This window comes from Mesorhizobium shangrilense, assembly GCF_040537815.1.
Classification (GTDB): Bacteria; Pseudomonadota; Alphaproteobacteria; order Rhizobiales; family Rhizobiaceae; genus Mesorhizobium; species Mesorhizobium shangrilense.
In genome coordinates this window covers 2,950,876-2,976,011 of record NZ_JBEWSZ010000001.1, presented here as the reverse complement: position 1 = coordinate 2,976,011, position 25,136 = coordinate 2,950,876, and the positions used below count along the sequence as shown (strand labels likewise).

Below are 25,136 nucleotides of genomic sequence, written 5' to 3'. Positions count from 1 at the left end.
GCGGCAATGACGGCACATGAAAGACGCGGCGGCGGCCGACGGTCGAAGGCGAGCCGTAGCGGCGGCGGCATCCCGCAGCTGCCGTGGCAGCACGTGACCAATCCCTATGCACCGATGCAGCTGCTGAACGAAGAGCAGATGGACAAGCTGCACCGCACCTCGATGCGCATCCTTTCCGAACTCGGCATCCGCGTCATGGGTGAGAAAGTCCTGGCGCTGTTCGAAACGGCCGGTGCCATCGTTGACCGCAATGAGAACATCGTGCGCATCGATGAGTCCCTGGTGATGGCGGCGCTGAAAACCGCGCCTTCATCGTTCACCCTCACGTCACGCAATCCGGACAAGCAAATCACGCTCGGCGGCAATTCGCTGGTCTTCGGACTGGTCGCCGGCCCACCCAACGTGCACGACCGCATCAACGGCCGGCGGCAAGGCAATCTTGGCGACTACGAGAACTTCATCCGCCTCGCCCACCACTTCAACGCCATCCATATCATCGGCAACCAGGTCGTGGCGCCGATGGAACTGCCGGCCAATTCGCGTCATCTGGACACCTATCGCGCCAACCTGACGCTGTCCGACCTGAGTTTCCATTGCTCCGCGATCGGACGCGGCCGCGCCGTTGACAGCATCGCCATGATGGCCATAGCGCGCGGCATTACCGTCGAAGCGATGCGGGCGTCGCCCGGCGTCACCACCATCATCTCCGTCAACTCGCCGCGGCTGTTCGATGAAGCCATGGCGGAGGGGCTGATCGCCATGGCCGAGCATGGCCAACCGATCACCATCACGCCGTTCACGCTGATGGGGGCGATGACGCCGGTCACACTGGCGGCGGCACTGGCGCAACAGAATGCCGAGGCCTTGTTCGGGGTGACGTTGACGCAACTCGTCAATCCCGGCACGCCGGTGATGTACGGCGCATTCACATCGAATGTCGACATGCGCTCGGGGGCGCCGGCCTTTGGCACGCCGGAGAACACCAAGGCCAATATCGTCGCCGGGCAACTGGCCCGCCGCTATCGGCTGCCTTACCGCACGTCGAATGCCAACGCGTCCAACGCCGTTGATCTTCAGGCTGCCTATGAAACGGGAATGGCGACCTGGGGCGCCGTGCTGGGCGGCGCCAACCTGATCTATCACGCGGCCGGTTGGCTGGAGGGCGGGCTCACAGCCTCCTACGAGAAGCTCATCCTCGACGTCGAGATCCTGCAGAACATGATCGAGTTCCTGCGGCCCATGCCCTTCGAGGAAGACGATCTCGGCTTCGAGGCGATAAAGGCCGTGCCGACCGGCGGCCATTTCTTCGGCTCCGAGCACACCATGGCGCGCTACGAAACGGCGTTCTACCGCCCGATGCTCTCCAATTGGCAGAACTATGGGAGCTGGCAGGAAGCCGGCGGCCACGATGCGCTCGAACGCGCGACGCTGCTCTGGCAGCAGGCTTTGCATGACTATGAAGAGCCGGTGATGGACCCGGCCATCCGTGAGGAACTGGACGCCTATGTCACGCGCCGGAAGGAGGAGATCGGCGCTGGAGAACCGTAGAAAACATCAAGCGATAACAATGTGAAAGAAGGGGAAATGACATGACAAGTCCACGTCTTCTGACCGCGTTACTTGGTTTTGCCTTTGTTGCATCCGCCCACGCTGCTGACGTCAAGGTCGTTAATGCCGACGCCTGGTTCGCTGAGGGTCCGATCTGGTACCAGAACAAGCTGTTCTACGTCGAATATGGCCGCGGCACCGTCACGACCTGGGACGGCAAGAAGAATGAGGTGTTCTGGAAACAGGATGGCTGTGGCCCGTCGGCGGTGCTGCCGACAGCCAAAGGCGAATTCGTTGTCACCTGCTACGACAACAACACGATCGGCCGCATTTCGGCCGACGGCAAGACTTTGCCACCTTACAACAAGGATTCGGACGGACATGTCTTCAGCGGGCCGAATGATTTCGCGCCGGACAAGGACGGCGGCATCTATTTCACCGGATCGGGCAAGGGCGGTCCGCTGATCGACGCGTCCGCGTATTACATCGGCAAGGACGGCAGAGTTACCAAGGAAGCGGGCGACCTGCACAACGCCAATGGCCTCGTCATGTCGAACGACGGCAAGATCCTCTATCTGGTCGAGACCGAGGACAACCGCATCATCGAGTTCGATGTCCAGCCTGACCACAGCCTCGCGAACCGCAGGGTGTTCCTGCGCCTCGACGACCTGTTCCCCAACCAGCCGCATATCTGGCCGGACGGCATAAAGATGGACGCGAAGGGCGAGATGTACATTGGGCAGAGCCCGCGCTCGCTTGATGCGCCGGGCAAGATCATCGTGGTCGACAAGGACGCCAAGCTGCTACGCACGCTCTCCGTGCCGTCGCCATCGATGCCGAATTTCGCCTTTGGTCCCGAGGAAAAGGTGCTTTACGTCATGGCGCTGGACCAGATCGACGCAGCGCCATGGCACGGCAAGGTCTATGAGGTTGCGAACCCCCAGTGATCCATTGCTTTAGATGGCGAAGCGCAATGCCTGTGTTGCGCTTCGCCGGGATGTCGACGGGCAGCTCAATTCGAGCTGGTCGAAGACCGCCCGTCAGCCGGCCATCCAGCCGCCATCGACCATCAGGTTGACGCCGGTGACATAGGTTGACATGTCACTGGCCAGGAAGAGGGCCGCGCCGGCGACATCGTCGGGTTGGCCGAGGCGCGGCCACGGCGTCCTGCGGCGCGAATAGTCAAGCGAATCCGGATCGTTGGCGATGCCCGGCTTGCCTGTGATGATCTTGCCCGGCGCGATGGCGTTGCAGACGATGAGGTCGTCGGCGTGATCGATGGCGATCTGCCGCGTCATCTGGACAATCCCGCCCTTGCTCACCGAATAGGGGAAGTCACCGGGGCAGGCGACCATGCCGTGCTGGGACGAGATATTGACGATGCGGCCACGCACGCCGTTGACAGGCTCCTGGCCGAGCATCTGCCCGACGGCGCGTTTGCAACAGTAGAAAAATCCGGTGAGGTTGACGCCGATCACCTTGGCCCACTGTTCGGGCGTGGTTTCCAGCAGGTTGGTCGAGGTGTAGATGGCGGCGTTGTTGACCATGATATCGAGCCGGCCGAACCGCTCGATCGTCGCTTGCAGCATCCGGTCGACGGCATTCCAGTCCGCTATGTCGGTCTGGACGTAAAAGCCAGTGCCGCCGGCGTGCTCGATCATTTCTTTCGTGGTGGGGCCACCTTCGAGCGGCGTCTCGATCGTGTCGGCGATGACCACGCTGGCGCCCTCGACGGCAAAACGCCGGGCGATGGCGCGGCCGATACCGGAGCTTGCACCCGTGACGATGGCGATCTTGGCTGTGAGAAGTCCCATTTTGTCTCAGTGCTCCCGTGTCAGGACCAGACCTTTTCCGTTGGCCACCAGCCTGCCGTCGCGCATGATCTCCTCGCCCCGAAGCAGGACGCGCGTCAGCCTGCCCCGCACGCTCCATCCATCGAACGGCGTGTAGCCGGCTTTCGAAACCTGGTCGGCGTTGCGGATATCGCTGGCCTGGCGCGGATCTATGATCAGGATGTCGGCGTCGTGGCCAGGGGCTATCCGCCCCTTGCGTTGGCCCAGCCCGAACCTTTCGGCCGGATTCTGGGCACACATGCGGGCGATGTCGCGGAACCCGATCAGACCCTCATCGACCAGCTTGAGCATGGCTTGCAGAAGCGTTTGCAGCCCCGGCATTCCTCCTGGAATTTCGGCGAAAGTCGCGTAGCGCGCTGCCTTCTCCGCCGCGTCGTGCGGCGCATGGTCCGTGGCGACGATGTCGATCAGGCCGGCGGCGAGTGCGTCTCGCAAGGCTCCGACATCGGCTTTGTCGCGCAGTGGGGGCGATCCCTTCAGCCTTGCGCCATGACTTGCATAATCCTGCACCGTGAAGAACAGGTTCTGCGGCGTGGTCTCGACGCTGGCATCGGCCATGCCGCGCAGCCGGCGCCAGGTTTCGATGCCGAGCGCCGAATTGATCTGCCGCACATGAATGCGGGTCCCGGTCGCGGCGCCCGCCAGCAACGCCCGCGAGATACCGACGGCTTCAGCCAGAACCGAGCGGCTCTCCAGGAAGGCAGCGATGCCGCCGGTCCGGTCGCTTTGGGCGCTGCCCATCAGGAGCGACTGATCGCCGGGCGAGATGCCGACCAGCGTATCGAGCCTGGCGAAACGCTTCAGAGCGCTGACGACCTCGTCCATCGAGGCAAACAGGAACTGCTCGGGCACATCGGCTGTGAAAAGTTCGAACGACACCGGCGCCAGCCCGTGCAGTGGGGCGATCCGCTCGAGGTCATGGCTGACGACCGCCTGGAAACCTACGTCGACATGGATGCGGCCGCGAGCCAGCGCCATCTTGTCGGAAAGCTGGGCGTCGGTTGCCGTCCACGGATCGTCGGTCGGCATGTCGAGAATAGTCGTCACGCCGCCGAGCGCCGCCGCGTGAGTGCCGGACGAAAAATCCTCCTTGTGCGTTAGGCCTGGCTCGCGCAGGTGAGCGTGCGCATCGACGAGACCGGGCAAAAGGATACAGCCGTCGGCGGCGATGACCGTCCTTGCCACCGCCGGTTCCCGGGGATCAAGCAAGGCGGCCACACGCCCGTCGACGATGCCGACCTGGGCCGCGTTTTGAGTATTGGTGCCGACCACGATCGCGCCGGTGATCAGCGTATCGAATGTTTCAGGCACGGCTTTCGAAGCTCTCATGATGGTCAAGCCAGTGACGCGCAATGTCGAGACGGCGCATGAAGGCAACGCCGGGTGTATTGGTCACATGCTCGATCACCTCGCGCAGGCCCGAGGCGCGGTTGGGCTGGCCGGTCCAGCGGCAATGGATGCCGATCGTCAGCATGCGGCCGCCGGTCTCGTCGGCTTCGCCGAGCATGTAGTCGATGGCGGAGCGGCAATCCTCGGCGAAGTCGCGTGGGTTGCTGTAGCCCGGCGAGATCAGATAGCGGCTGTCGTTGAGGGTCTTCGAATAGGGAACGACAAGAATGCGCGTGCCGGCGTGGTCGGTGAAATAGGGCAGGTCGTCGTTGCACGGGTCGGAATGGTAGAGGAAGCCGCCCTCGCCTACGAGCAGGTCACGTGTATTAACGCTCGGAAACGAGCGGCAATTCCAACTGGGCGGGCGCTGGCCGGTCAGCTTCTTGTAGAGCGCGATCGCCTGATGCAGTTCGCGCTCCTCCTGCTCGCGCTCCATCATCGAATAGTCGGCCCAGCGAAGCCCATGGCCGAGCAGGTCATGGCCGCGCGCATTCATCCATTCGACGACGGCTGGATTGCGCTCCAGGGCGACCGCACAGGCCGATACCGTGATCGGAATGTTGTAGCGGTCGAACAGGCGGGCAAGCCGCCACACGCCGGCACGGCTGCCATATTCGAAATGTGTCTCGGTGCCGAGGTCGCGCACCGGCGGGCTGTTGGGGATGTTGTACTCGCCCCAATTGTCGTTGCGGCCGTCCTCGATCCATGAGTACTCGGACCCTTCCTCGTAGTTGAGGACCAGATTGACGGCGACCTTCACGCCGCCCGGCCATGTCATGAAGGGCGGCTTTGGTCCGTAGCCGACGAAGTCGCGCGGCTGGTCGTTCGCCGGTGGCGTGGCAGTGTTTTGCGGCATGGCGAATTCCTCTCAGCTCGTCTCGTTTTCGACAATCCAGTCCATGTAGGCGTGGAAGGCTTTCTTGCCCGGCAGTGGCCGCCAGGCGGTATCGCGCTCGATGCGAGCAATGTCATAGGCGCCCCACATGCCGCCCTTGAGCGCCGTGTCCTGGACGATGTTGGCCGCGTCGCCAGGACTGGTCTCGGCCTTGAGGCCGGGCACACGTTCCCGCGCCCAGGCGATGATGTCGCCGATGGTGACGGCCTCGCCGCTGCCGATATTGTAGTGGCGGTAGCGAAGTCCGGGCGCCTCGATCAGCGCGGTGATCGCCCGCGCCACGTCGGTCGAGAGGACATAGTCGCCGACCGGTTCGAGGCTGTTGGGCCGGATCGTCTCGCCGGCAATCGCCATATGGGCGACACGGTTGGGCACATGACGAAAGTTGCGGCTTTCCGTGGCGCGGTCCATCGGTCCGTAGACCGACGCCAGCCGTACCGAAACGGCCGAAAGGCCGAACAGGTCGACGTAACGGTTGACGACCATTTCCGCAGCGAACTTGGAGATACCGTAGAGGGTGAGCGGCGCGACATAGCCGTCCTCGGGTAGTGGTTCGCCGCTCCAGTCCGGCCCGTGGTGGCGGTAGACCGAGCCGGAGCTGACATAGACGAACCGTCGGATGCCAGGCTGGGCTCGCGCCCATTCCAGAATGCGCACGGTTCCCATCAGGTTCACATCGACGATGCGGGCCGGATCTTCCGCTTCCGGCTGGCGCTTTGCCTCGGACGCGCTGCCGCGCGAGATCGGCGTGATCGTCGCGCCGTGCACGACGGCGGTGATTTTTTCGGCGTCGAGAAGTCCGGACCATGCAGAGGCGTCGAGTATATCGGCTCGAATGACGCTCAGGCGGCCGTGCACGTCGGCGAAATATTTCTCCGCCATCGCATCGAGCCCCGAACGGTCGAGGATGACGGCGCGCGCGTTGGGATCGCGGTCAAGCCAATGCCGTGCGACGGTGCTCATGACGAAACCGGTGCCGCCTGTAACAAGCAGTGTCATGTCGAGAAACCTTGCATTGGGAAAATGGGTTCAACGTGCCGCATAGCCGCCGTCCACGAGCAGGTCGGTTCCGGTGACGAACGAGGCATCGGCGGAGAGCAGGAAGGCCGCGGCAGCCGCGATCTCGTCGGGTTGGGCAATGCGGCCAAGGAGATGCGCGGGGCCAAGTCCGGCATCAGCGGCGTCGAGGTCGGGCCATCGCTGCAACAGTCGCGCCGTGGCCACGGCTCCGGGCGACAGGCTGTTGACGCGGATGCCCTGGCCAGCGTGATCGACGGCCATCGCCTTGGCGAGGTGGACGAGCCCGGCCTTGGCCGCGCAATAGGCGACCGCCTTGCCGACGGCGACCCGGGCGAATTGCGAGCCGATGAGAACGATCGATCCGCCGCCACCGTCGGCGATCAGCGGCACCACGAACTTGCTGACCAGGAAGGCGCCTGTCAGGCTGACGTCGATCTCTAGACGCCATTTGTCCGGATCAAGATCGGTGACGGTTCCATCCGTCGAAGGCGCGGCTGCGTTGTGCACCAGCCCGTCAAGCCGTCCGAACCGTTCGCGCGTGACATCCACGGCCTGCCGGACCGCGTCGATATCTCTCACGTCGCATTGGACGGACAGCGCGTCCGGACCGAGCTCTACGGCAAGTGTTGCGGCAGCTTCGGCATTCTGGTCCACGCATGCGACCTTGCCGCCTTCCGACATGCAGCGGCGCGCGATCGCAGCGCCGATGCCGCTCGCGGCGCCGGTGATCAGCACCACCTTGCCGGCCAGCCGCGCAGGGACAGGTTTTGGCGCCGGCGTCATGGATCGGCTCCGGTCATGCGCGCTGCTGCCGTCTTGAGCGGAGGGCGCATCAGGTTGGCGCACGCAGCGACCGCGACGAGAATGCCGCCGCCGCCCAGCACGAACAGCATGGCCTGCGGAGCCGTGCGCTCCATCAGTCCTGAAGCCAGGCCGGGAGTGAGGATGTTGCCTATCGAGTAGAGCAGCAGCAAGGTCCCGGAAGCCGCCACCATGTGCCGGCTGTGAAGCTGGGAGTTGGCGAACGCGATCGCTACCGGATAGACGGTCAGCGCGGTGGCGCCGTAGAGAAAGAACAGAAGGAACAGCAGTGGTTTCGAACTGTTGCCGAGCCAGGCGATCGACGCACACAGGGTGACGGAAAGCACGCCCTGGACCAGAAGCATGACGCGCCGGTCGAAACGGTCGGAGAGCCAGCCGACCGGCGTCTGTGCCAGCATTCCGGCAATGCTGATGGTGGTGACCAGGCCAACCGTGGCAGCGGCCGACAGGCCGATCATGGCGCCGTAGAGCGGCGTGAGGACGAAGATGTTCATGTTGGTGATGCCAGCCTGGAAGATGCTGACGACGGTCACTGGCGCGAGGCGGAAAAGCTGCGCGAGGCCATAGCGTTCGCTGCGCGGCGGCATTGCGGGCGTCACCGGGTCTGGCTGTGGAGCGGGCAGGGGCGGCCAGCCGCCAAAAGCGAATTTGCCGAGGAACGCCAACAGCACGGTTGCCGCTCCGATGGTGAAGAGATGCGGCGAGTGCGGGCCGACCGCGGCAAGGAGAAGCTGGCCGAACAGCACCGCTACGGCCGTCGTCAGCATGTAGATCGAGAAGAGCGTCCCCCGGTTGTGCTGCTCGGCATAGAGGTTGATCCAGCTTTCGCAGACGATGAACATGGACGACATCGCAAGCCCGCCGAACAGGCGAAAGCAGAACCAGGCCGGCATGAGGTCCGTCAGCGTGAAGCCGGACGCAGCGAGCGTCGCGACCAGGGTGATCAGCATGAAGGTGCGTTCGTGGCCCAAACGGGAGACGATGGGCCGGCTGAGCAGACAGCCGATCAGGAACCCGATCGGATAGGCGGTGAGCACCATCTGGACGACATAGGATTCGACACCCGGACGGCTGAGCGCAAGCGAGACGGCTGTCGTCAGCATGGCGCTGCCGGTGCCCGCCAGGCAGATACGGATCATGATCGGCAGGATGGCGCGCGAGCGCTCGGCCTGCCGCCAGATGCGTGCTGGAGAAGACAGGAGCAACCTCATGAATGATCGTGCGCCTCCAGCGCCGGTAGAGTGGCAGGCTGCGCCTGCAGCGCCTCCAACTGTATGTGGCAGGCTATCTCATGCGTATCGGACATCCGCTGGACAGGCGGTGGGACGGTGTCGCAGATCGCCCCGACTTTGCGATGGCAGCGGCTGGCGAAGCGGCAGCCAGGCGGCACATCCACCGGGCTCGGCGTTTCGCCGGCCAGGGTGATGCGGGTTCGCGCCTCGTCCAGATTGGTGCTGCGGACCGCCGAGATCAGCGCCTGGGTATAAGGATGGTTCGTGCCGCCGAAAATCTCATCGACCGTGCCCCGTTCCATGACCTTGCCGAGATACATGACGACGACCTTGTCGGCGACGTGCCGCACAAGTGCGAGGTCATGGCTGATGAACAGCATCGTCGAGCGCTGGTTTTTCTGGATGTCGAGCAGCAGGGTCACCACGGCCGCCTGCACGGAGACGTCGAGTGCCGACACCGGCTCGTCGGCGACGATCAGGGAGGGGTTGGCGGCGAAGGCCCGCGCGATGGCGATGCGCTGCTTCTGGCCGCCGGAAAGTTCGTTCGGCTTGCGTCGCGCGAAGTCGGCGGGCAGCCGCACCATTTCGAGGAGTTCGCGCATGCGTGCATCGATCGCGGCACGGCCCTTGCTGATGCCGAATTTCTTGAGCGAGCGGCGAATCGAAAAGCCGGCTGTGTGCGACGGGTTGAGCGTCGAATCCGGATTCTGGAATATCATCTGGATCGACTGAAGCAGGTGCCGCGACCGCCGGCTTGCGTCCAGCGCGGCAATGTTCTGGCCCGCCATGCGGATTTCGCCCGACGTCGCGCGGTCGAGGCCGGTAACGATGCGTGCGAGCGTCGACTTGCCACAGCCGGATTCGCCGACAAGCGCGACGATCTCAGCCTCGGCCGCCGCGAAGGATACCGCTTCGTTCGCCTTCAAGGTCTTGTGGAAGCCGATGTTGTAGAGCTTGCTGACGCCCAGCACTTCGATTGCCGCTACCGTCGATGCCTGATCGACGGCTCGTGTCGGCAGGGTCGCCCGAGCGCGGGCAACCTCCTGCCATCGCACGCAGCGAACCAGGTGTCTTTCGCCTGCAGGCTCAAGCGGAAGCCCCGAATGGTTGTCGCAGATGCCCGTTCGGAAGCTTGCGCAGCGTGGCCCGAACAGGCAGCCCTGCGGGCGCTCTCCTGGCAGGGGGATCTGTCCGGGAATGGCCGCGAGTGTGCGCGAATGCTTGCCGGCGCCGATATCCGGAATGCAGTCTATCAGGCCCTGCGTATAGGGATGGCGCGGCGATCTGAACAACTCACGGGTCGGCGCTTCCTCCACCATTTCGCCGGAATACATGATGCCGACGCGGTCGCAGCTTTCGGCGATCAGACCGAGATTGTGGGAAATGAAGAGAAGGCTGGTCCGGTAACGGCGACGCAGCTCCGCGATGAGGTCGATAACCGCGGCCTCGACGGTGACGTCCAGGCCTGTCGTCGGTTCATCGAGGAGCAGGAGCGATGGCCGTCCGAGCAGCGCCATCGCGATGACGACCCTTTGCTGCTGTCCCCCGGACAGTTGGTGCGGGTAGCGCTTCAGCATGTCGCCCGCGTCGGGCAGGCGCACATCCTTCAACATGGCGGCTGCCATGTCGGTCGCCTCGGCGCGTGTCGCCCCCAGATGCAGCATCGGCACTTCGGCGAGTTGCGCGCCGATTGTCTTGACCGGATTGAGCGCGCTCATCGGGTCCTGGTAAACCATAGCGATGCGCCGGCCGCGCATGGCACGCAGTTTGCGCGCCGATGTTGCGACCAGCTCTTCTCCCTCGAGCCGGATGCTGCCGCCGGCGATTACCCCGGTGGCGCCCAGATAGCCCATGATCGCCATGGCCGTTGTGCTTTTGCCGCAGCCGGATTCACCGACCAGGCCATAACTTTCCCCCGGCATGACGCTGAAGGACAGTTTTGGCACGGCAACCACCGTCTCCTGCTTGCCGCGGAATTCGATGCGCAAATCCCTGATGTCGAGCAGCGGCACACTGTGCCCGGGTTCCATCGCCACTGTCTCGGGAGCCGTCATCGTCATGGCTTCCAGGCCTCCCGCAGCCCGTCGGCCAGAAGGTTGAAGCCCAGCACCAGGCTGACGATGGCGATGGAAGGCGCCAATGACATCAAAGGCCACACATTCAGCACCGTGGTGCCTTCCTTGACCATTCCTCCCCAATCGGGATTGGGCGGCGGCAGGCCGAGGCCAAGAAAGCCCAGTATGCCGATGGTGATGATCGTGTAGCCGATACGCAGGCAGGCATCGACGATCAGCATGCTACGGCAATTCGGCAAGAGCTCCACCACCATGATGTAGAGCGTGCTTTCGGCGCGCAGCCTGGCCGCCGCGATGTATTCCTGCTCCTTCAAGCCAAGCACCAGGCCGCGCGTGATCCGGCCTATGCCTGGCGCTGAAGCGATCGTCGTGGCGATGACGATGTTGAGTACGGACGGCCCAATGTTGGCAATCAGGATGACGTAGAGAACAAGCACGGGAAAGGCGAGGACGATATCGGAGAAGCGGCTGATCACGGCATCGATCCAGCCGCCAAAATAGCCGGCGAACATGCCCATCGTGATGCCGGCAATCATGGCAACGGCGACCGAAAGCGGCGCCACGACAAGCACGGTTCGGGCTCCGAATATCAGCCTTGAGAGCACGTCGCGGCCGAGGATGTCGGTGCCCAGCCAGTGGGCTGCCGACGGCGTCGGATCGGCCATCGCCATGACGTCCTGCTCGGTGGGCGAATAAAGCGGCAGGATTGGCGCGAGCAGCGCTGCCAGAACCCAGAAGCTTATCAGAAAGAGGCCGACCATCGCCGTGCGGGAGCGCAGGATCTGCGTCCACTTCCGGCCCTTCGCGCTTTTGGCAACCGCGGCCCCTGCGTCCATCACGTTCTGCTCGGCCAGTACGCTCATCTCAACCTTATGCGCGGATCGAGCAACATGTAACCAATGTCGCCGATGAATTGGGTGACCACCGCGATGGCGACCGTGATCAGCGTCGCCGCCTCGATTGTGGCGATATCGCCGAACAGGCTGGCGTCGAGGAGAAGCCGGCCGAAGCCGGGATAGGCGAAGACCAACTCGGTGACGACAACACCGCTGATCAGGAAATTGATCTGCAGCAGGAGAACGGTGAACGGCGCGATCATTGCGTTGCGCAGCGCGTGGCCGAGCACGACCTGGCGGGTTGTCATGCCTTTCAGGACGGCCGTGCGGATGTAGGGCTTCTCCATCACGCCGATCATCGAGACGCGGATCATGCGTGCGACGTAGCCGAAGTCGTAGATGACCAGCACCGCAACGGGCAGCACCAGTTGCGAGGGGATCGACCAGCCGCTTCCTGTGTCGAGCGGGCTGGTGCCCGGCAACACCGGCCACAGGATCACGAACAGCGTCACCAGAAACACGCCCGAGGCGAATTCCGGGATCGAGGTGAAGGTGATGGAAACGATCGAGAGGACGCGGTCGAGCACGCCGCCCTCTTTCAATCCCGAAAAAATGCCGAAGACGATCGAGAGAGGGACGATCAACAGAAATGCCAGGCCGCCAAGAATGGCGGTGTTGCCGAGCCTGTCCCATATCACGTCGTTGACCGGCAGCTTGTTCAGCGTCGAATAGCCGAAATTTCCAAAATACTGCGCGCCGCGCGAATCCTTGAAATTGAGGCCGGTGTCCGGGTCCTGCAGCGGATCGGGGATGACGCCGAGCAGCACCCCTGCCCAGCGGCCATAGCGCACGAGCAGGGGATCATCCGCCTTCAGCTTCCTGGTGAGAAGATCGACCTGCTCCTGCGTCGCGAAGGGGCCGAGAGACTTGCGCGCGACGCTGCCGGGCGTGAATTCGCAGACGGCGAAAACCAGGAACGATGCGGCAATCATGGTGAGCAGCATCATCGTCAACCGCTTCGCCAGGAATATCGCCATCAGCCGGCCAGTTCCGATCTTTGCTTGACCAAGGATTCGAGCCCGGCCGCCTCATGCCGGCCGGGCTGGGGTGGAAGATGTCAGGCCGTCGCAACAGCGTAGTTGTGGGCAAAGATGTACTGCGAGGGATGCAGGTCGAAGCCCTTCACCTTCTTGTCCATCACCGTGGAGAAGATGCGCCAGAAAGGCTGCACGATCGGCCCTTCGTCCTGCATGATGGACTCGATCTTGGCCATCACCTTGCTGCGCTCCTTTGGATCGAGAATTCCCTCGGCCTGGGTGAGCAGCGTGTCGAATTCGGCGTTGGAGAAGTGCGATTCATTCCACGCCGCGTTCGAGCGGTACGCAAGGCCAAGCGTCATGATGGCCAGCGGACGGTGACCCCAGGCGGTGAGGCTGAAAGGCGCGTCCGTCCACACTTCCCAATACTGGGCGCTCGGCAGCGACTTGATGTTGACCTTGATGCCGATGTCCTTGAATTGCTCGGCCAGCGCCTGGGCGGTGTTGAGCTCCCAGATCGGATCGGGGCGGGTGACCATGTCGTATTCGAAGCCGTCCGGGAAACCGGCATCCGCCAGAAGCTTCTTCGCCTTGTCGATGTCCCGGCCGTATTTCGGCAGCGCCGCATATTCCGGATGCGATGGCGCGACGTGATGATCCTCGGCGGGTGTGCCGGCCCCGAGCAATACGGTCTGGATCACCTTGTCGCGGTCGATGGCGTGGCGCATCGCCTGACGCACACGCTTGTCCTTGAACTGGTCGACGTCGGGATGCATGCGCGCCACGATCGTCTGGGTCGTTTCGACCTTGTAGACCGCGACATGCGGAAAGGCTTTCATCGAGTTGATCTGAACCGCGTCGGCCTCCGAAAGGCCATCGACCTGCTTGGAGGCCATTGCCGCGATGCCTGCGCCCGGGCTGTCGCCAAGGTCGACGAACTCGAAGGTGTCGACATAAGGTCCGTCCCCCCAATAGTCGGTGCGCGCTTTGTATTTCGCGCCCTTGCCCACCGTGTATTCGACGATCTCGAACGGGCCGGTGCCGTTGGCGCCAGCGCCGAAGGAGCCGTTTTCCTCCGGGTCGAGTATGAACATCGGATAGTGGAAAAGATGCTCCGCCACCGCGATCTGCGGAGAAGACGTGTTCAGCCGAACCGTATGGTCGTCGACCTTCTCGATGGCTTTCTCCGACCAGAGCCGGCTCGACTTCTTGGGATTGCCCTTGTCGTCCTTCTCGCCGGTTGCGAATTCCTCGACCAGATAGCCGGTGAACAGGCCGAGCATGGAGGAGCCGACTTTGGGATCGCAGACCCGCTTGAGATTCCAGACGACGTCATCGGCGGTAAGCGGGCGGCCCTTGCGCCACTTCACGTCCTTGCGGATATGCAGGGTCCAGGTCTTCAGGTCATCGCTCACGTCCCATTTTTCCAAAAGATAGGGATGCGTGATGTTGTTTCGGTCGGTGATGGTCAGGTATTCGCAGACTTGACGGACAACGTTCGACTTCTCGGCGAAATCGGCGAGATGCGGGTCCTTGATTTCCATGCAGCGCATGCCAATGCGCAGATTGCCGCCCTTGGGCAGGTTTTCAGCTTTGGCTGACGTCGACGGATCGACCATGCCGGCCATCGCATAGGCGGCGGTGGCCGACAGACCAAGCAGCGTCGACCTGCGCAGGAAGTCCCTGCGGCTGATGGCGCCCTCGTTCAACTGGCCGAGAAGTGTCGGGATGTAGGGATGCGATTTCTTATCCAAGGTCTTGACCTCCGAGTTGTCGCATTGCGCTTGTTGGGTAAGCCGTGTTGTCGGCTACATGACGTCGAGTTGTTGTGCGGATACGAGTATGCCGCCCGCTCGTGCGGGGACGTGCAACAAGGCTTCCTGGTCGCTTGAGTGATGCGATGCGTGCTGTCGGAAACGAAAAGTCTCCGTCTCTTGGCACGGAACTCGCGTTCATTTCGGAGGCTCCCATTGGCGGCGCCGCTGACACGCGGCTGCTCGTTTTCCCCACCGAAAGGCTACACTTCGTTTGTGAGCTCACAAACGAAGATTGATGTGGCTATGACTTCGTTTTTTTTGGCCTTCCATGCCTGTAAAAACGGCATTTAGCCTCAAGCTTAGGCTTTACATGCTGTTGGGCGGCTACCTAGATTGCCCGCACTCGAAAAGCGGGGTCATGGGCCCGGATACTATTAAGGCCCACGCGCTCGGTAGGCTGCGCATCCGACCCCTCTCGGAAAATGAAACCTGGCTGCCTGCCAAGAGGACAAACTCGAAATGCGAACGCATGCACAGGCTGTAGTGATCGGCGGCGGCCTGATCGGATGTTCGATCCTTTACCACCTCGCGAAACATGGCTGGACTGATGTCGTTTTGTTTGAGCGGGACGAACTGACGTCCGGCTCCACCTGGCACGCGGCGGCCAACATCCACGGCCTGCATGACTCGACCAACATCAGCCGTCTGCAGCACTACACGATGGCGCTCTACAAGGAGTTGGAGAACGAAACCGGCCAGGGCTGCGGAATCTTCCAGCCGGGCTCCCTCTATCTGGCCCAGACCGAAGCGCGCGAGCATCAGCTGAGATTGCAGGAGGCAAAGGCTCGGCGCTACAAGATGAATTTCTATGAAGTCGATCGCGCCGAGGCCGAGAGGCTGCATCCGCTGGTCGATTTCGACGGCATACGCTGCATCATGTACGAGCCGGAAGGCGGCAACGTCGATCCGTCCGGCGTAACCGCCGCCTACGCTGCCGGCGCTCGTCAGCGCGGCGCGGAAATCCACCGGTTCACCGCGGTGACCGGCACCGAGCAGCGGCCGGACGGCAGCTGGACCGTGCGCACGACGAAAGGCGATGTACACGCCCAATGGGTCGTCAATGCCGCCGGCCTGTGGGCGCGCGAGGTTGGCGCCATGGCAGGGCTTCAGCTTCCGCTCATCCCGACGGAGCACCAGTATTTTGTCACCGAGACCATCCCGGAGATCGCGGCCATGGGCCGGCGACTGCCGTCGGTCGCCGATCGCGACGGCGAATACTATCTGCGCCAGGAGGGTCTTGGCCTGCTGATCGGCGCTTATGAGCGGGCCATGAAGTTCTGGGCCGAGGATGGCACGCCGCAGGATTTTGGCCACGAGCTGTTCCCTGACGACCTCGAGCGCATAGAGGAGAACATGTTGCGTGCCATCGCTCGTGTGCCGGCGGTCGGCCTGGCGGGCGTCAAGAAGGTCATCAATGGCCCGATGATATGGTCGCCGGACAGCGCGGCGCTGTTCGGCCCTGTTCCGGAACTGCGCAACTACTTCTGCTGTGCCGGCATCATCCCCGGGTTCTCGCAATCGGGCGGCCTCGGTCGCCTTGCTGCCGAATGGATGATCGAGGGCGAACCGACACTCGATATGTTCGCCTGGGATCTGGCGCGCTTCGGGCCTTGGGCCGGCAAGGCCTTCACCAAGGCACGCGTGCAGGACCAGTACAGCCACCGCTTCAAGATCCATTTTCCCAATGAGGAGCGCGCCGCCGGGCGGCCGGTGCGTACCCGCCCGGCCTATTCCATGCAAAAGGAAATGGGTGGCGTGTTCGGCCTCAATTTCGGCTGGGAGCATCCGCTGTGGTTTTCGGCCGACGGCGAGCCGCGCGAGGAGACCATAGGCTTTACCCGGCAGAACTGGTGGGCGCCTGTTGGCCGCGAAGCACGCATGCTGCGTGACAAGGTCGGGATCATCGACATTTCGAATTTTGCGAAATACGAGGTCAAAGGGCCTGGCGCCGAGGCGTGGCTGAACGCGCTGTTCGCAAACAAGATCCCTGCCTCGATTGGCAGATCGTGCCTGACCCCGTTGATCGGCAAGCGCGGCGGCATTGCCGGCGATTTTACCGTGACACGGCTCGGCCAGGACGAATTCCGAGTGTTTGGCTCGGGCATGGCGGAACGCTACCATCAGCGTTTCTTCAACATGGTGCCTCTGCCGGAGGGCACCACATTCCGCTCGGTGACGAATGAGCTGTGCGGTTTCAACGTTGCCGGACCAAGCTCACGGGCGGTCTTGCAACGGCTGACGAACGCCGACCTGACGACGCCATCCTTCCCGTTCATGGCGTCACGCCGCATCACGGTCGCGGGCATGGAGGTCGTTGCACTGCGCGTGTCCTTCACAGGTGATCTCGGCTGGGAGCTTTACTGCGACGAGAAGGATCAGGTCGCGCTCTACACGGCGCTGCTTGACGCGGCCCGTCAGGAAGGCGGCGGTCCGGTCGGCTCGCGCGCGCTCATGTCGCTCAGGGTGGAAAAAGGCTATGGCAGCTGGGGTCGCGAATATTCGCCGGAGTACTGGCCGCAAGAAGTCAAATTCGATCGCCTGATCAAGCTCGACAAGGGCGATTTCCTGAATCGCGACGCCTATATCGAGATCGCCGGCAAGCCGTCGCGCGACGAACTCATCATGATCTCGATCGAGGCGAACAGCGCCGATGCAACCGGCGGCGAGCCGATCTTCCTGCCCGACGGCACGCCGGTGGGACAAGTGACGTCTGGCGCCTACGGATATTCGGTGGGCATGTCCCTGGCGCTTGGCTATGTGAAAGCTGGCATGGCGAAGTCGGGTGACGCCGTCACGGTGGCGATCCTTGGACAGCCACATAGCGCTGTCCTGCTGGACCGCCCGCCTTTCGATCCGGACGGGACGCGGCTGAGGGCGTAGGTCAACGCTCGCTGGCGGCTGGCATATGCACCCACTTGGGGGCAATCGAGGATCGATATCCGATGAGGTCCGGCATGTATGATCTTGTTGTTCGGGGCGGACGGGTGGCGCTCGACGACATCTGGGCCGAATGCGACATCGGCATCACCGACGGCCGCATTGCCGCGACTGGCAGCGGTTTGCAAGGCGCGAAGACGATCGACGCACGCGGCAGATGGGTGATGCCAGGCGGCATCGATGCACACTGCCATCTCGATCAGCCCGTCTGGGGTGGTGCGGGAAACGCCGACGATTTCGAATCCGGCTCTGTCTCGGCGGCGTTTGGCGGAACGACCTGCATCGTTCCGTTTGGCATGCCGGGCCCCGGCATGACGACAATCGGCGCAATGGACCGGGCGATGGCCCGTGCGGCGGGAAGATCGGTCGTCGACTACAGCCTGCATGGCGTGGTCACCGCTGGCACCGGCGCGGACGTCGACGGGCAACTTCAGCAATTGGCCGGACGAGGCATCGCGTCGGTGAAGCTGTTCATGACTTATGACGGGTTCGCCGTGGACGACGACCTGTTCCTCACCGTGCTTGATGCCGCGCGCGGGCTGGGCTGGGTCGTCATGGTGCATGCCGAGAACGACGCGGCGATCCGGCGGACACGGCAGAAGCTGATTGACCTCGGGCGCACCGAGATGCGCTACCACGCGGTCGCGCACAGCGAGATCATGGAGCGGGAAGCGACGCATCGGGCACTTGCCCTGGCGGAAATGACGGGAACGCGCATGACGATCGTGCATGTCTCCTCGATCCAGTCCGCCGAGGAGGTCGCGCGGGCGCGCCTGCGTGGCGTCGAAGTCGCCGCCGAGACCTGTCCGCAATACGTCTTTCTCGGCGCGTCGGATCTTGACAGGCCGCCACGGGATGCCGCCCGTTTTGTGTTCTCGCCACCACCCCGTTCCCCTCGCAGCCAGCATCATCTGTGGCAGGCCCTCGCGAATGGCGGCATCGACCTTTGGTCGTCGGACCATTCGCCATATTTCTTCGCCGACAAACTGGGGAAATCCGACACGCCCGCGTTCAACACCACGCTGAGCGGCATTCCAGGAATCGAGACTAGGTTGCCGTTGCTGTTTTCGGAAGGATTGCTTGCCGGACACCTGACGCTCGCGCGTTATCTCGACCTCACCTCGCGCAACGCTGCCGCGATTTATGGCCTTGATCACCGCAAGGGCCGTATCGCCGTCGGGCTCGATGCCGACCTTGTGCTATGGGATCCTGCTCGAACCTGGGAACTTGGTCACGCTGTGCTCCATTCCCGCGTCGACTTCACTCCATATGAGGGCAGAAGAATAGTTGGAAAGCCGGTGACCGTGCTTGTCCGAGGCGTGCCGGTGGTCACCGATAACGTCCTCAGCACTGGCGCGGGGCACGGGCAGTTCGTGGCACGGCGACCGTCCGATCCAAAGCTTGCCAGGGTCCCGGTCGAGGATACCACGCCATGGCTCGATGCCTGACCATTGCGTCTCGGCTGGCAGGCTCGCCCAGCCAAGCCGTAGTGCCGGTTGCCTGGATCTGCCCAAGACCGCGAGGTCTCACGATGGCGCGCCTCGCACGACGCCTTCCTCATGCCGGATATCAATCACTGCTTGCGTTGGGAGCTCGACAATCCCTCGATGATCGGGCAGTCGGGACGGCTATCGCCTTGGCAACTGCGGACGAGATGGCGAAGCGTGTCGCGCAACTCCGTGAGCTCCACCAGCTTGCGGTCGATCTCGGCGAGCTTCGTCTTGGCCAGCGCCTTTACATCGGCGCTCTCGCGCTCCTTGTCGTTGTAGAGCGAAAGCAGTTGTCGGCATTCCTCGACCGAAAAGCCGAGCCGGCGCGAGCGTTGGATGAAGCGCATGCGATGCACGTCGGCTGTCGAATAGTCGCGATAGCCGTTGCTCGCGCGGTCAGCCGTCAGCAGGCCGATATCCTCGTAGTAACGAATGGTCTTGGCCGGAAGTCCCGATTTTTCTGATGCAGTGCCAATATTCATTTGGCTCTCCCTGGAATGAGTTGGACATTATATAGAGCTTCCAGTCACTGGAAGCTCTAGTGCCATTGTTCGTCAGGGGAGCCATAATTATGACTCCCCTGCGCTCGGTCAGGCTTCGTAGGCCATCGACGTCATCATGCCGCCGACCATGTGATAGAGATGGTGGCAGTGCAGCGCCCATTTGCCGGGATTGTCGGCATCGAAGGCGATCGTGACCTGTCCCATATTGGCCGGAACGAGAACCGTGTCGCGCACCGCACCGGCGAACCGCCTTCCGTTCACCGCGACCACCTGGAAATGGTGCCCATGCAGGTGCATGGGATGCGACATGCTGGTGTGGTTCATTAAGGTCAGCTCGAAGCGGTCGCCAGCTCGCACGGCAAGTGGCTTGTCCGAGCCGTGCACCGCCCCATCCAGGGTCCAGACATAGCCGGCACCTTCACCCAGCATCATTGTGTGCTTGCGTGTTGCCGCCCTTTCCACGAGTGGCCTCGCCGCTCGCAATTTCTGCTCCAGTTCGGCGCCGACAGCCGGAAAATCCGCGTCGGCAGTTTCGGCGAGCTTGCCGACCGAAGAACCCTTGGAGGCGAGCACAACGCCGGTGCGCATACGGCCGCCTTCCTGCACGGCGAAGATGGGCCATGCCATGGCTTGCCTGGGCAGTTCGAGCAGAATGTCGAGCCGCTGCGCTACCGCGAACTCGAAGTGCGAGCCGACGACCGGCTGCACCGGCATGCCGTCGACGGAGATCAATTGTCCCGACAGCTGACCGAGATCGATCCACATATTGGTGCTGGCGGCGCCATTGATCAGGCGAAGACGCACACGCCCGCCCGGCTCGACGGTGAACACCTCGGGATCATCGAGAGTTCGATCGTTGGCGAGAAGCGCATCGTATTGCACGTCCTGCAGATGGGACATGCCACCCATCCACATGCCGCCATGATCCATCGAACCCTGGCTTTTCGTGCTGTGTCCCATCGCACCATGGTCCATCGCGGCGCCCGTCGCCATGCCCGGCATGGTGTGCCCTTCATGTGCGGACGCCGCCGGTGGCTTCTGCATCGCCGCCATGTCGTGACCACCGGCCTTGAGCTCGGCGAGGATCTCGGCCGGGTCGCGGAAGGTGAAATCATGGAACAGCACCACGACCTCCTGGACATCCTTCGAAGCCTCCGCCGGATCGAGGACGATCAGAGGTGCGGCAAGCAGATGCTGCTCCTGCAATCCCATGTGCGAGTGCATCCAGAATGTGCCGGGACGAGCGACCGGAAAGTCGTAGTCGTGACCTCCGCCGTCCGGGATCGGCTCCTGCGAGATGCCGGCCACACCATCCTGCTGCCAGGGCGGGGTGAGCCCATGCCAGTGAATCGCGGTCGGCTCGCCGATGCGGTTTTCAAGCCGGACCCGGAAGTTCTCACCGGCATTCATCACCAGCCCATGGCTTCCGCCTGGCTGCGTCAGCCCAAGGACGTTGGCTGCCTTGCCCTTTACTTCGATGACGCGCTTGGCCGCTGTGATGATCCTTGGGGCAGAGCCTTGGGCCCTGGCGGGTGCAGTGGAGAGGGATGGGGCAGTCGTCATCAGAGCGCCTGTTGCTGACAGTTTCAAGAAGTCTCTACGAAGCATGATTGGGGTTCCATTTCGGTGATTAGGCTAAGGCCTGGATGTCTTCTTCCGAGGGGCGGGCCGTGGACGTTACGCGGCCGGGTGCCAGTGCTGCGGTGCCGGCGGTGCCCGTCGCCCGTACTGGAGCCTGGAAATGCTTCAGCCGCATCGCGTTGCCGAGCACGAACACGCTCGACAGTGCCATCGCTCCGGCCGCCAGCATCGGCGAAAGCAGGGTGCCGCTGACGGGATAGAGGACGCCGGCGGCCACCGGGATCAGGCTGGCGTTGTAGGCAAACGCCCAGAACAGGTTCTGGCGGATGTTGCTGATGGTCGCCTTCGACAGCGCGATCGCATTGGTCACGCCGAGCAGGTCGCCCGACATCAACACCACGTCGGCGCTTTCGATGGCAACGTCCGTGCCGGTGCCTATCGCCATGCCGACGTCAGCCTCGGCCAGGGCCGGCGCATCGTTGATGCCGTCGCCGACGAAGGTTACAACGCGGCCGCCGGCCCGCAGGCGCTTGATCGCCTCGACCTTGCCGTCGGGCAGCACTTCGGCGACGACCTCGTCAATGCCGAGCTGGGCCGCGATCGCTTCCGCGGTGCGGCGATTGTCGCCGGTGATCATCGCGACCTTCAGACCCATGGCCTGCAGGGCGCGAATGGCTTGCGGCGTCGAACGCTTGATCGGATCGGAAACCGCGATCACGGCGGCGAGCCTGCCGTCGACAGCCGCATAGAGCGGCGTCTTGGCCTGCCTGCCCATGCGGCTTGCGGTGTCGGCGAAGGTGTCCACCGCAATGCCGAGCCTGGCCATATAACGGTCGGCGCCGACAGCAATCTGGTGCTGACCGACCTTCGCGCTGACACCGAAGCCGGGCACGGCTTCGAAAGCGCTGACCTCACCCAATGAATAGCCTTCGTCCTTGGCGGCGGCCACGATGGCGGCGGCAACCGGGTGTTCGGACTGAGCTTCAACCGAAGCAACGAGTTCCAGGACCTTCGCACGCTCGAAACCGCTGGTGACTTCGAGATCAGTCATCACCGGCTTGCCGGCCGTGAGCGTACCGGTCTTGTCGAGGGCCACGACATCAGTTGACTTCAGGGATTGCAGCGCCTCACCATTGCGAAACAGCACGCCGAGTTCGGCCGCGCGGCCCGTGCCGACCATGATCGAGGTCGGGGTGGCGAGACCCATGGCGCACGGGCAGGCGATGATCAGCACCGCAACGGCATTGACCAGCGCGAAGCTGACGGCCGGTTCCGGGCCGAAGAACAGCCAGACGGCAAAGGTCAGCGCGGCGGCGGCCATCACGGCAGGCACGAACCAGGAGGTGACCTTGTCGACCAGCGCCTGGATCGGCAGCTTCGAGCCCTGAGCGGTTTCGACCATGCGGATGATCTGGGCCAGCAGCGTGTCGGCGCCGACCTTGGTGGCGCGGTATTTGAAGCTGCCGGTCTTGTTGATCGTGCCGCCAACGACCTCCGCACCTTCTCCCTTGCTGGCCGGGATAGGCTCGCCGGAGATCATCGACTCGTCCACGAACGACGAACCCGACAACACGACGCCGTCGACTGGCACCTTGTCGCCTGGGCGCACCTGGATGACGTCGCCAGCGGCGACATCTTCAAGGGCGACGTCGACGAACTCGCCATTACGTTCCACGCGTGCCGATTTCGCCTGCAGGCCCATCAGCCGCTTGATCGCTTGGCTGGTGCGGCCCTTGGCCTTGGCTTCAAGCACGCGGCCGAGCAAGATCAGGGTGATGATGACCGCTGAGGCCTCGAAATAGACGTTGGCGGTGCCGGCCGGCAGCACGCCGGATGCAAATGTGACGACCACCGAATAGGCCCAGGCGGCGGTCGAACCCAGCACCACCAGCGAGTTCATGTCCGGGGCAAGGCGTAGCAGCGCCGGCAGGCCCTTCTTGTAGAAGCGCATTCCGGGGCCAAACTGGACGATCGTCGCCAGGATGAAGAAGGCGACGTAGCGCGGCTGATCACCGACATTCATCATCAGCCAATGATGCAGCGGCGGGAAGATGTGGGAGCCCATTTCCAGCACGAAGATCGGCAACGTCAGCACGACGGCGATCCCAAAGTCGCGCTTGAGGTTGGAGAACTCGCGGTTGCGGGCATCCTCGCGACTGTCGGTTCCCGCCGACGTCGCCGTTGCTTCCGCGCGACGAGGCTCATAGCCGGCCTTGCGGATGGCGGCGTCGATCGCCGCGCGTGGTGTGGAGCCTGCGAGCAGTTGGACGGTCGCGCGTTCGGTGGCGAGATTGACCGAGGCGGATTTTACCCCTGGAACCGCGGCAATCGCCTTTTCGACGCGGTTCACACAGGAGGCGCAGGTCATGCCCTCGATGTCGATTTCAATTTTCTCGACAGGCACGTCGTAGCCGGCGCCGCGGATCGCGGCGATGATCCCGTCGGAATCGATAGCGCCGCCGAAGCTGACGTCGGCGCTCTCGGTGGCGAGGTTGACGGAAGCCGCCGTAACGCCCGGCACCTTGGCGATAGCAACTTCGACACGGCGCACGCAGGATGCGCAGGTCATGCCCTCGATCGGGAAGTTTTGTCTGGCTGCTGCTGCAGCTATTTTGGGCATCGCGTTCATCGTTCCGATCCTGTGTTCCAATTTGATGACCGGAGGCTAAGGCTTCCAGTCACGGGAAGGTCAACAGGGTTGGAGAAGATTTTCCAATCGCCACCAAGCTGCTGCTTTTAAAGCATGTTTTCTCGTTTGGACTGGCGAGAGGTTTGAAAATTGCGAGGGCGGCAAGCCGCTTGACCTTCCACTGACGGGAACGCGCAGATTCAGGAAACGGCGCTTGTGCCGATGACGAGACAGGAGAAACCAATGTTGAAATTGAACGTGCCTGACATGACCTGCGGCCACTGCGCCGGGGTCGTCACGAAAGCGATCCAGAGCGTCGACGCGGGCGCCGAGGTCGGTGTCGATCTCACGACCCAGACCGTAACCATCCAAGCCAGCTCCGACGATGCCGCTTTCACGCAGGCACTTGACGTGGCGGGCTATCCCGCCACGGTCAGCGCCGCGTAGGAGCGGCCTGTTTCGGGGGCGGAGCTTTATCTCCGCCCCGGAGCGACCGGGACCTAGGCGGTGGCTGGGGCACGCCGACGGCCACGGCCAAGTGAAGAGAAATATCCTCGACTTTCCAGTCATTTAACGACGTCGCCGCCAGAATGCGTGACGTCTTCGACGACACCGCTGACCAGTGCATGCGGTTTTTGAACCCCCGACGTAATCCTCCTTGAAATGCGCTGTTTCCCCTTTGTCGGCCTCCGCCAGAGAATGTGGCAAGCATGCTTGGCGCTTGGCGATTCTCGATTGTCGACAATCGCCAAGCCTGCTAAATGCTTCGGCATGGAGACAAACATGAAGATCGACAAACTCAGTTTTGTGGACAGAGCCGCAGCTCAGCTTCGCCTGGAGATTGTGCACGGGCGGATGTTGCCCGGCGCGCGCCTCACCGAGATTGACCTGTCGGAGCAGCTCGGCACTGGTCGTGGCACAGTGCGCGCGGCGCTCTCCGCCCTGGAGGCTGAAGACCTGATCGTGAAGCAGCCCTATTCGGGATGGTCGGTTCGAGACATATCCGAGAAGGAGCTGTGGGAGACCTATACGCTTCGTGGCGCCCTTGAAGGCCTGGCGGCTCGCCTGGCCGCCATTGGCAACAACAGGGAAACCGAGAGCAAGTTGAAGGCGGCGTTCGTTCGCCTTGAGAAGGCGGAGCAGAGCGAAGACCGTGGCGAGCGCGTGGACGCGGATCTCGGTTTTCACAGAACAATTGTGGACCTTGCGGGACATGCCAGTCTGTCCCGGCAATATTTCGGCCTCTCCAACAAATTCGAATGGCTCTATCGCTGGTCGGAAAATCATTGGCCAAGTCGAATAGACCTCACCAGCTGGCACCGCCCGATCGTCGAAGCCATTTTGTTGGGCGATCCGGACGCTGCCGAAAAAGCAATTCGCAAGCACGGCGAAAGCAGTCTTGCGGACGATCTGCGCGACTTTGCCGAGCTGCGCCGTCGGTCAGCCTGACAAACAATCAACAAAGGGGAATG

19 protein-coding genes are annotated in these 25,136 nt (G+C 63.0%); 6 read left to right on the top strand and 13 right to left on the bottom strand.

Going from position 1 to position 25,136, the window contains the following annotated elements; genetic code table 11:
* Positions 1–6: 6 nt before the first annotated feature.
* Together ABVQ20_RS14755 and ABVQ20_RS14750 are read left to right on the top strand one after the other, a co-directional pair.
* Positions 7–1,548 carry a trimethylamine methyltransferase family protein gene (locus tag ABVQ20_RS14755; RefSeq protein WP_354460249.1) on the top strand — a complete coding sequence of 514 codons (1,542 nt, stop codon included), beginning with the start codon at positions 7–9 and terminating at the stop codon, positions 1,546–1,548.
* 41 nt (positions 1,549–1,589) lie between these two features.
* On the top strand, positions 1,590–2,495 hold the full coding sequence (locus ABVQ20_RS14750) for an SMP-30/gluconolactonase/LRE family protein (RefSeq protein ID WP_354460248.1): 906 nt from the start codon (positions 1,590–1,592) through the stop codon (positions 2,493–2,495).
* 93 nt (positions 2,496–2,588) lie between these two features.
* Here the strand turns inward: ABVQ20_RS14750 and ABVQ20_RS14745 are convergent, their stop codons facing one another.
* The 10 genes from ABVQ20_RS14745 to ABVQ20_RS14700 all read right to left on the bottom strand — a co-directional run bounded on the left by ABVQ20_RS14745 (position 2,589) and on the right by ABVQ20_RS14700 (position 14,461).
* A complete protein-coding gene (locus ABVQ20_RS14745) occupies positions 2,589–3,362 on the bottom strand; it encodes an SDR family NAD(P)-dependent oxidoreductase (protein WP_354460247.1) in 774 nt (257 codons plus the stop codon).
* Between the two features lie 6 nt (positions 3,363–3,368).
* On the bottom strand, positions 3,369–4,730 hold the full coding sequence (locus ABVQ20_RS14740) for a dihydroorotase (protein WP_354460246.1): 1,362 nt from the start codon (positions 4,728–4,730) through the stop codon (positions 3,369–3,371).
* On the bottom strand, positions 4,705–5,646 hold the full coding sequence (locus tag ABVQ20_RS14735; protein WP_354460245.1) for an allantoinase PuuE: 942 nt from the start codon (positions 5,644–5,646) through the stop codon (positions 4,705–4,707). Before ABVQ20_RS14735 ends, ABVQ20_RS14740 begins: the two co-directional genes overlap by 26 nt.
* A gap of 12 nt (positions 5,647–5,658) precedes the next feature.
* Entirely contained in the window at positions 5,659–6,684 is a 1,026-nt protein-coding gene (locus ABVQ20_RS14730) for an NAD-dependent epimerase/dehydratase family protein (protein ID WP_354460244.1), read from the bottom strand.
* Between the two features lie 30 nt (positions 6,685–6,714).
* Complete coding sequence (locus ABVQ20_RS14725; protein WP_354460243.1) at positions 6,715–7,488, bottom strand: SDR family NAD(P)-dependent oxidoreductase; 774 nt, start codon at positions 7,486–7,488, stop codon at positions 6,715–6,717.
* Complete coding sequence (locus tag ABVQ20_RS14720; protein WP_354460242.1) at positions 7,485–8,738, bottom strand: MFS transporter; 1,254 nt, start codon at positions 8,736–8,738, stop codon at positions 7,485–7,487. Before ABVQ20_RS14720 ends, ABVQ20_RS14725 begins: the two co-directional genes overlap by 4 nt.
* A complete protein-coding gene (locus tag ABVQ20_RS14715; protein ID WP_354460241.1) occupies positions 8,735–10,819 on the bottom strand; it encodes an ABC transporter ATP-binding protein in 2,085 nt (694 codons plus the stop codon). Before ABVQ20_RS14715 ends, ABVQ20_RS14720 begins: the two co-directional genes overlap by 4 nt.
* A complete protein-coding gene (locus tag ABVQ20_RS14710; RefSeq protein WP_354460240.1) occupies positions 10,816–11,697 on the bottom strand; it encodes an ABC transporter permease in 882 nt (293 codons plus the stop codon). The genes ABVQ20_RS14715 and ABVQ20_RS14710 overlap by 4 nt, the downstream gene beginning before the upstream one ends.
* The gene (locus ABVQ20_RS14705) at positions 11,694–12,707 is read right to left on the bottom strand and encodes an ABC transporter permease (RefSeq protein ID WP_354460239.1); all 1,014 of its coding nucleotides are present in this window, start codon (positions 12,705–12,707) and stop codon (positions 11,694–11,696) included. Before ABVQ20_RS14705 ends, ABVQ20_RS14710 begins: the two co-directional genes overlap by 4 nt.
* 80 nt (positions 12,708–12,787) lie before the next feature.
* Positions 12,788–14,461, bottom strand: coding sequence for an ABC transporter substrate-binding protein (locus ABVQ20_RS14700; protein WP_354460238.1), 1,674 nt, complete (start codon positions 14,459–14,461; stop codon positions 12,788–12,790).
* Positions 14,462–14,983: 522 nt separating this feature from the next.
* Between ABVQ20_RS14700 and ABVQ20_RS14695 the strand changes: the two genes are divergently transcribed.
* Both ABVQ20_RS14695 and hydA read left to right on the top strand, forming a co-directional pair.
* Entirely contained in the window at positions 14,984–17,404 is a 2,421-nt protein-coding gene (locus ABVQ20_RS14695) for a GcvT family protein (RefSeq protein ID WP_354460237.1), read from the top strand.
* A gap of 74 nt (positions 17,405–17,478) precedes the next feature.
* Positions 17,479–18,909, top strand: a complete 1,431-nt coding sequence (hydA, locus tag ABVQ20_RS14690) for a dihydropyrimidinase (RefSeq protein WP_354460236.1) — start codon at positions 17,479–17,481, stop codon at positions 18,907–18,909.
* A 125-nt stretch (positions 18,910–19,034) separates the two neighbouring features.
* Here the strand turns inward: hydA and cueR are convergent, their stop codons facing one another.
* The 3 genes from cueR to ABVQ20_RS14675 form a co-directional block, all read right to left on the bottom strand.
* A complete protein-coding gene (gene cueR, locus ABVQ20_RS14685; RefSeq protein ID WP_354460235.1) occupies positions 19,035–19,433 on the bottom strand; it encodes a Cu(I)-responsive transcriptional regulator in 399 nt (132 codons plus the stop codon).
* 108 nt (positions 19,434–19,541) lie between these two features.
* Entirely contained in the window at positions 19,542–21,017 is a 1,476-nt protein-coding gene (locus ABVQ20_RS14680; protein WP_354460234.1) for a multicopper oxidase family protein, read from the bottom strand.
* Between the two features lie 67 nt (positions 21,018–21,084).
* Positions 21,085–23,664 carry a heavy metal translocating P-type ATPase gene (locus ABVQ20_RS14675; RefSeq protein WP_354460233.1) on the bottom strand — a complete coding sequence of 860 codons (2,580 nt, stop codon included), beginning with the start codon at positions 23,662–23,664 and terminating at the stop codon, positions 21,085–21,087.
* A gap of 243 nt (positions 23,665–23,907) precedes the next feature.
* Here ABVQ20_RS14675 and ABVQ20_RS14670 point away from each other — a divergent pair, with 243 nt between their 5' ends.
* Together ABVQ20_RS14670 and ABVQ20_RS14665 are read left to right on the top strand one after the other, a co-directional pair.
* The gene (locus ABVQ20_RS14670) at positions 23,908–24,111 is read left to right on the top strand and encodes a heavy-metal-associated domain-containing protein (protein ID WP_354460232.1); all 204 of its coding nucleotides are present in this window, start codon (positions 23,908–23,910) and stop codon (positions 24,109–24,111) included.
* Positions 24,112–24,447: 336 nt separating this feature from the next.
* Positions 24,448–25,113 carry a GntR family transcriptional regulator gene (locus ABVQ20_RS14665; protein ID WP_354460231.1) on the top strand — a complete coding sequence of 222 codons (666 nt, stop codon included), beginning with the start codon at positions 24,448–24,450 and terminating at the stop codon, positions 25,111–25,113.
* Positions 25,114–25,136 lie beyond the last annotated feature (23 nt).

Coding starts and splice junctions, on each gene's coding strand:
- ABVQ20_RS14755 (WP_354460249.1), top strand. CDS start 7: ATGACGGCACATGAAAGACGCGGCGGCGGCCGACGGTCGAAGGCGAGC.
- ABVQ20_RS14750 (WP_354460248.1), top strand. CDS start 1,590: ATGACAAGTCCACGTCTTCTGACCGCGTTACTTGGTTTTGCCTTTGTT.
- ABVQ20_RS14745 (WP_354460247.1), bottom strand. CDS start 3,362: ATGGGACTTCTCACAGCCAAGATCGCCATCGTCACGGGTGCAAGCTCC.
- ABVQ20_RS14740 (WP_354460246.1), bottom strand. CDS start 4,730: ATGAGAGCTTCGAAAGCCGTGCCTGAAACATTCGATACGCTGATCACC.
- ABVQ20_RS14735 (WP_354460245.1), bottom strand. CDS start 5,646: ATGCCGCAAAACACTGCCACGCCACCGGCGAACGACCAGCCGCGCGAC.
- ABVQ20_RS14730 (WP_354460244.1), bottom strand. CDS start 6,684: ATGACACTGCTTGTTACAGGCGGCACCGGTTTCGTCATGAGCACCGTC.
- ABVQ20_RS14725 (WP_354460243.1), bottom strand. CDS start 7,488: ATGACGCCGGCGCCAAAACCTGTCCCTGCGCGGCTGGCCGGCAAGGTG.
- ABVQ20_RS14720 (WP_354460242.1), bottom strand. CDS start 8,738: ATGAGGTTGCTCCTGTCTTCTCCAGCACGCATCTGGCGGCAGGCCGAG.
- ABVQ20_RS14715 (WP_354460241.1), bottom strand. CDS start 10,819: ATGACGATGACGGCTCCCGAGACAGTGGCGATGGAACCCGGGCACAGT.
- ABVQ20_RS14710 (WP_354460240.1), bottom strand. CDS start 11,697: ATGAGCGTACTGGCCGAGCAGAACGTGATGGACGCAGGGGCCGCGGTT.
- ABVQ20_RS14705 (WP_354460239.1), bottom strand. CDS start 12,707: ATGGCGATATTCCTGGCGAAGCGGTTGACGATGATGCTGCTCACCATG.
- ABVQ20_RS14695 (WP_354460237.1), top strand. CDS start 14,984: ATGCGAACGCATGCACAGGCTGTAGTGATCGGCGGCGGCCTGATCGGA.
- hydA (WP_354460236.1), top strand. CDS start 17,479: ATGTATGATCTTGTTGTTCGGGGCGGACGGGTGGCGCTCGACGACATC.
- cueR (WP_354460235.1), bottom strand. CDS start 19,433: ATGAATATTGGCACTGCATCAGAAAAATCGGGACTTCCGGCCAAGACC.
- ABVQ20_RS14680 (WP_354460234.1), bottom strand. CDS start 21,017: ATGACGACTGCCCCATCCCTCTCCACTGCACCCGCCAGGGCCCAAGGC.
- ABVQ20_RS14675 (WP_354460233.1), bottom strand. CDS start 23,664: ATGAACGCGATGCCCAAAATAGCTGCAGCAGCAGCCAGACAAAACTTC.
- ABVQ20_RS14670 (WP_354460232.1), top strand. CDS start 23,908: ATGTTGAAATTGAACGTGCCTGACATGACCTGCGGCCACTGCGCCGGG.
- ABVQ20_RS14665 (WP_354460231.1), top strand. CDS start 24,448: ATGAAGATCGACAAACTCAGTTTTGTGGACAGAGCCGCAGCTCAGCTT.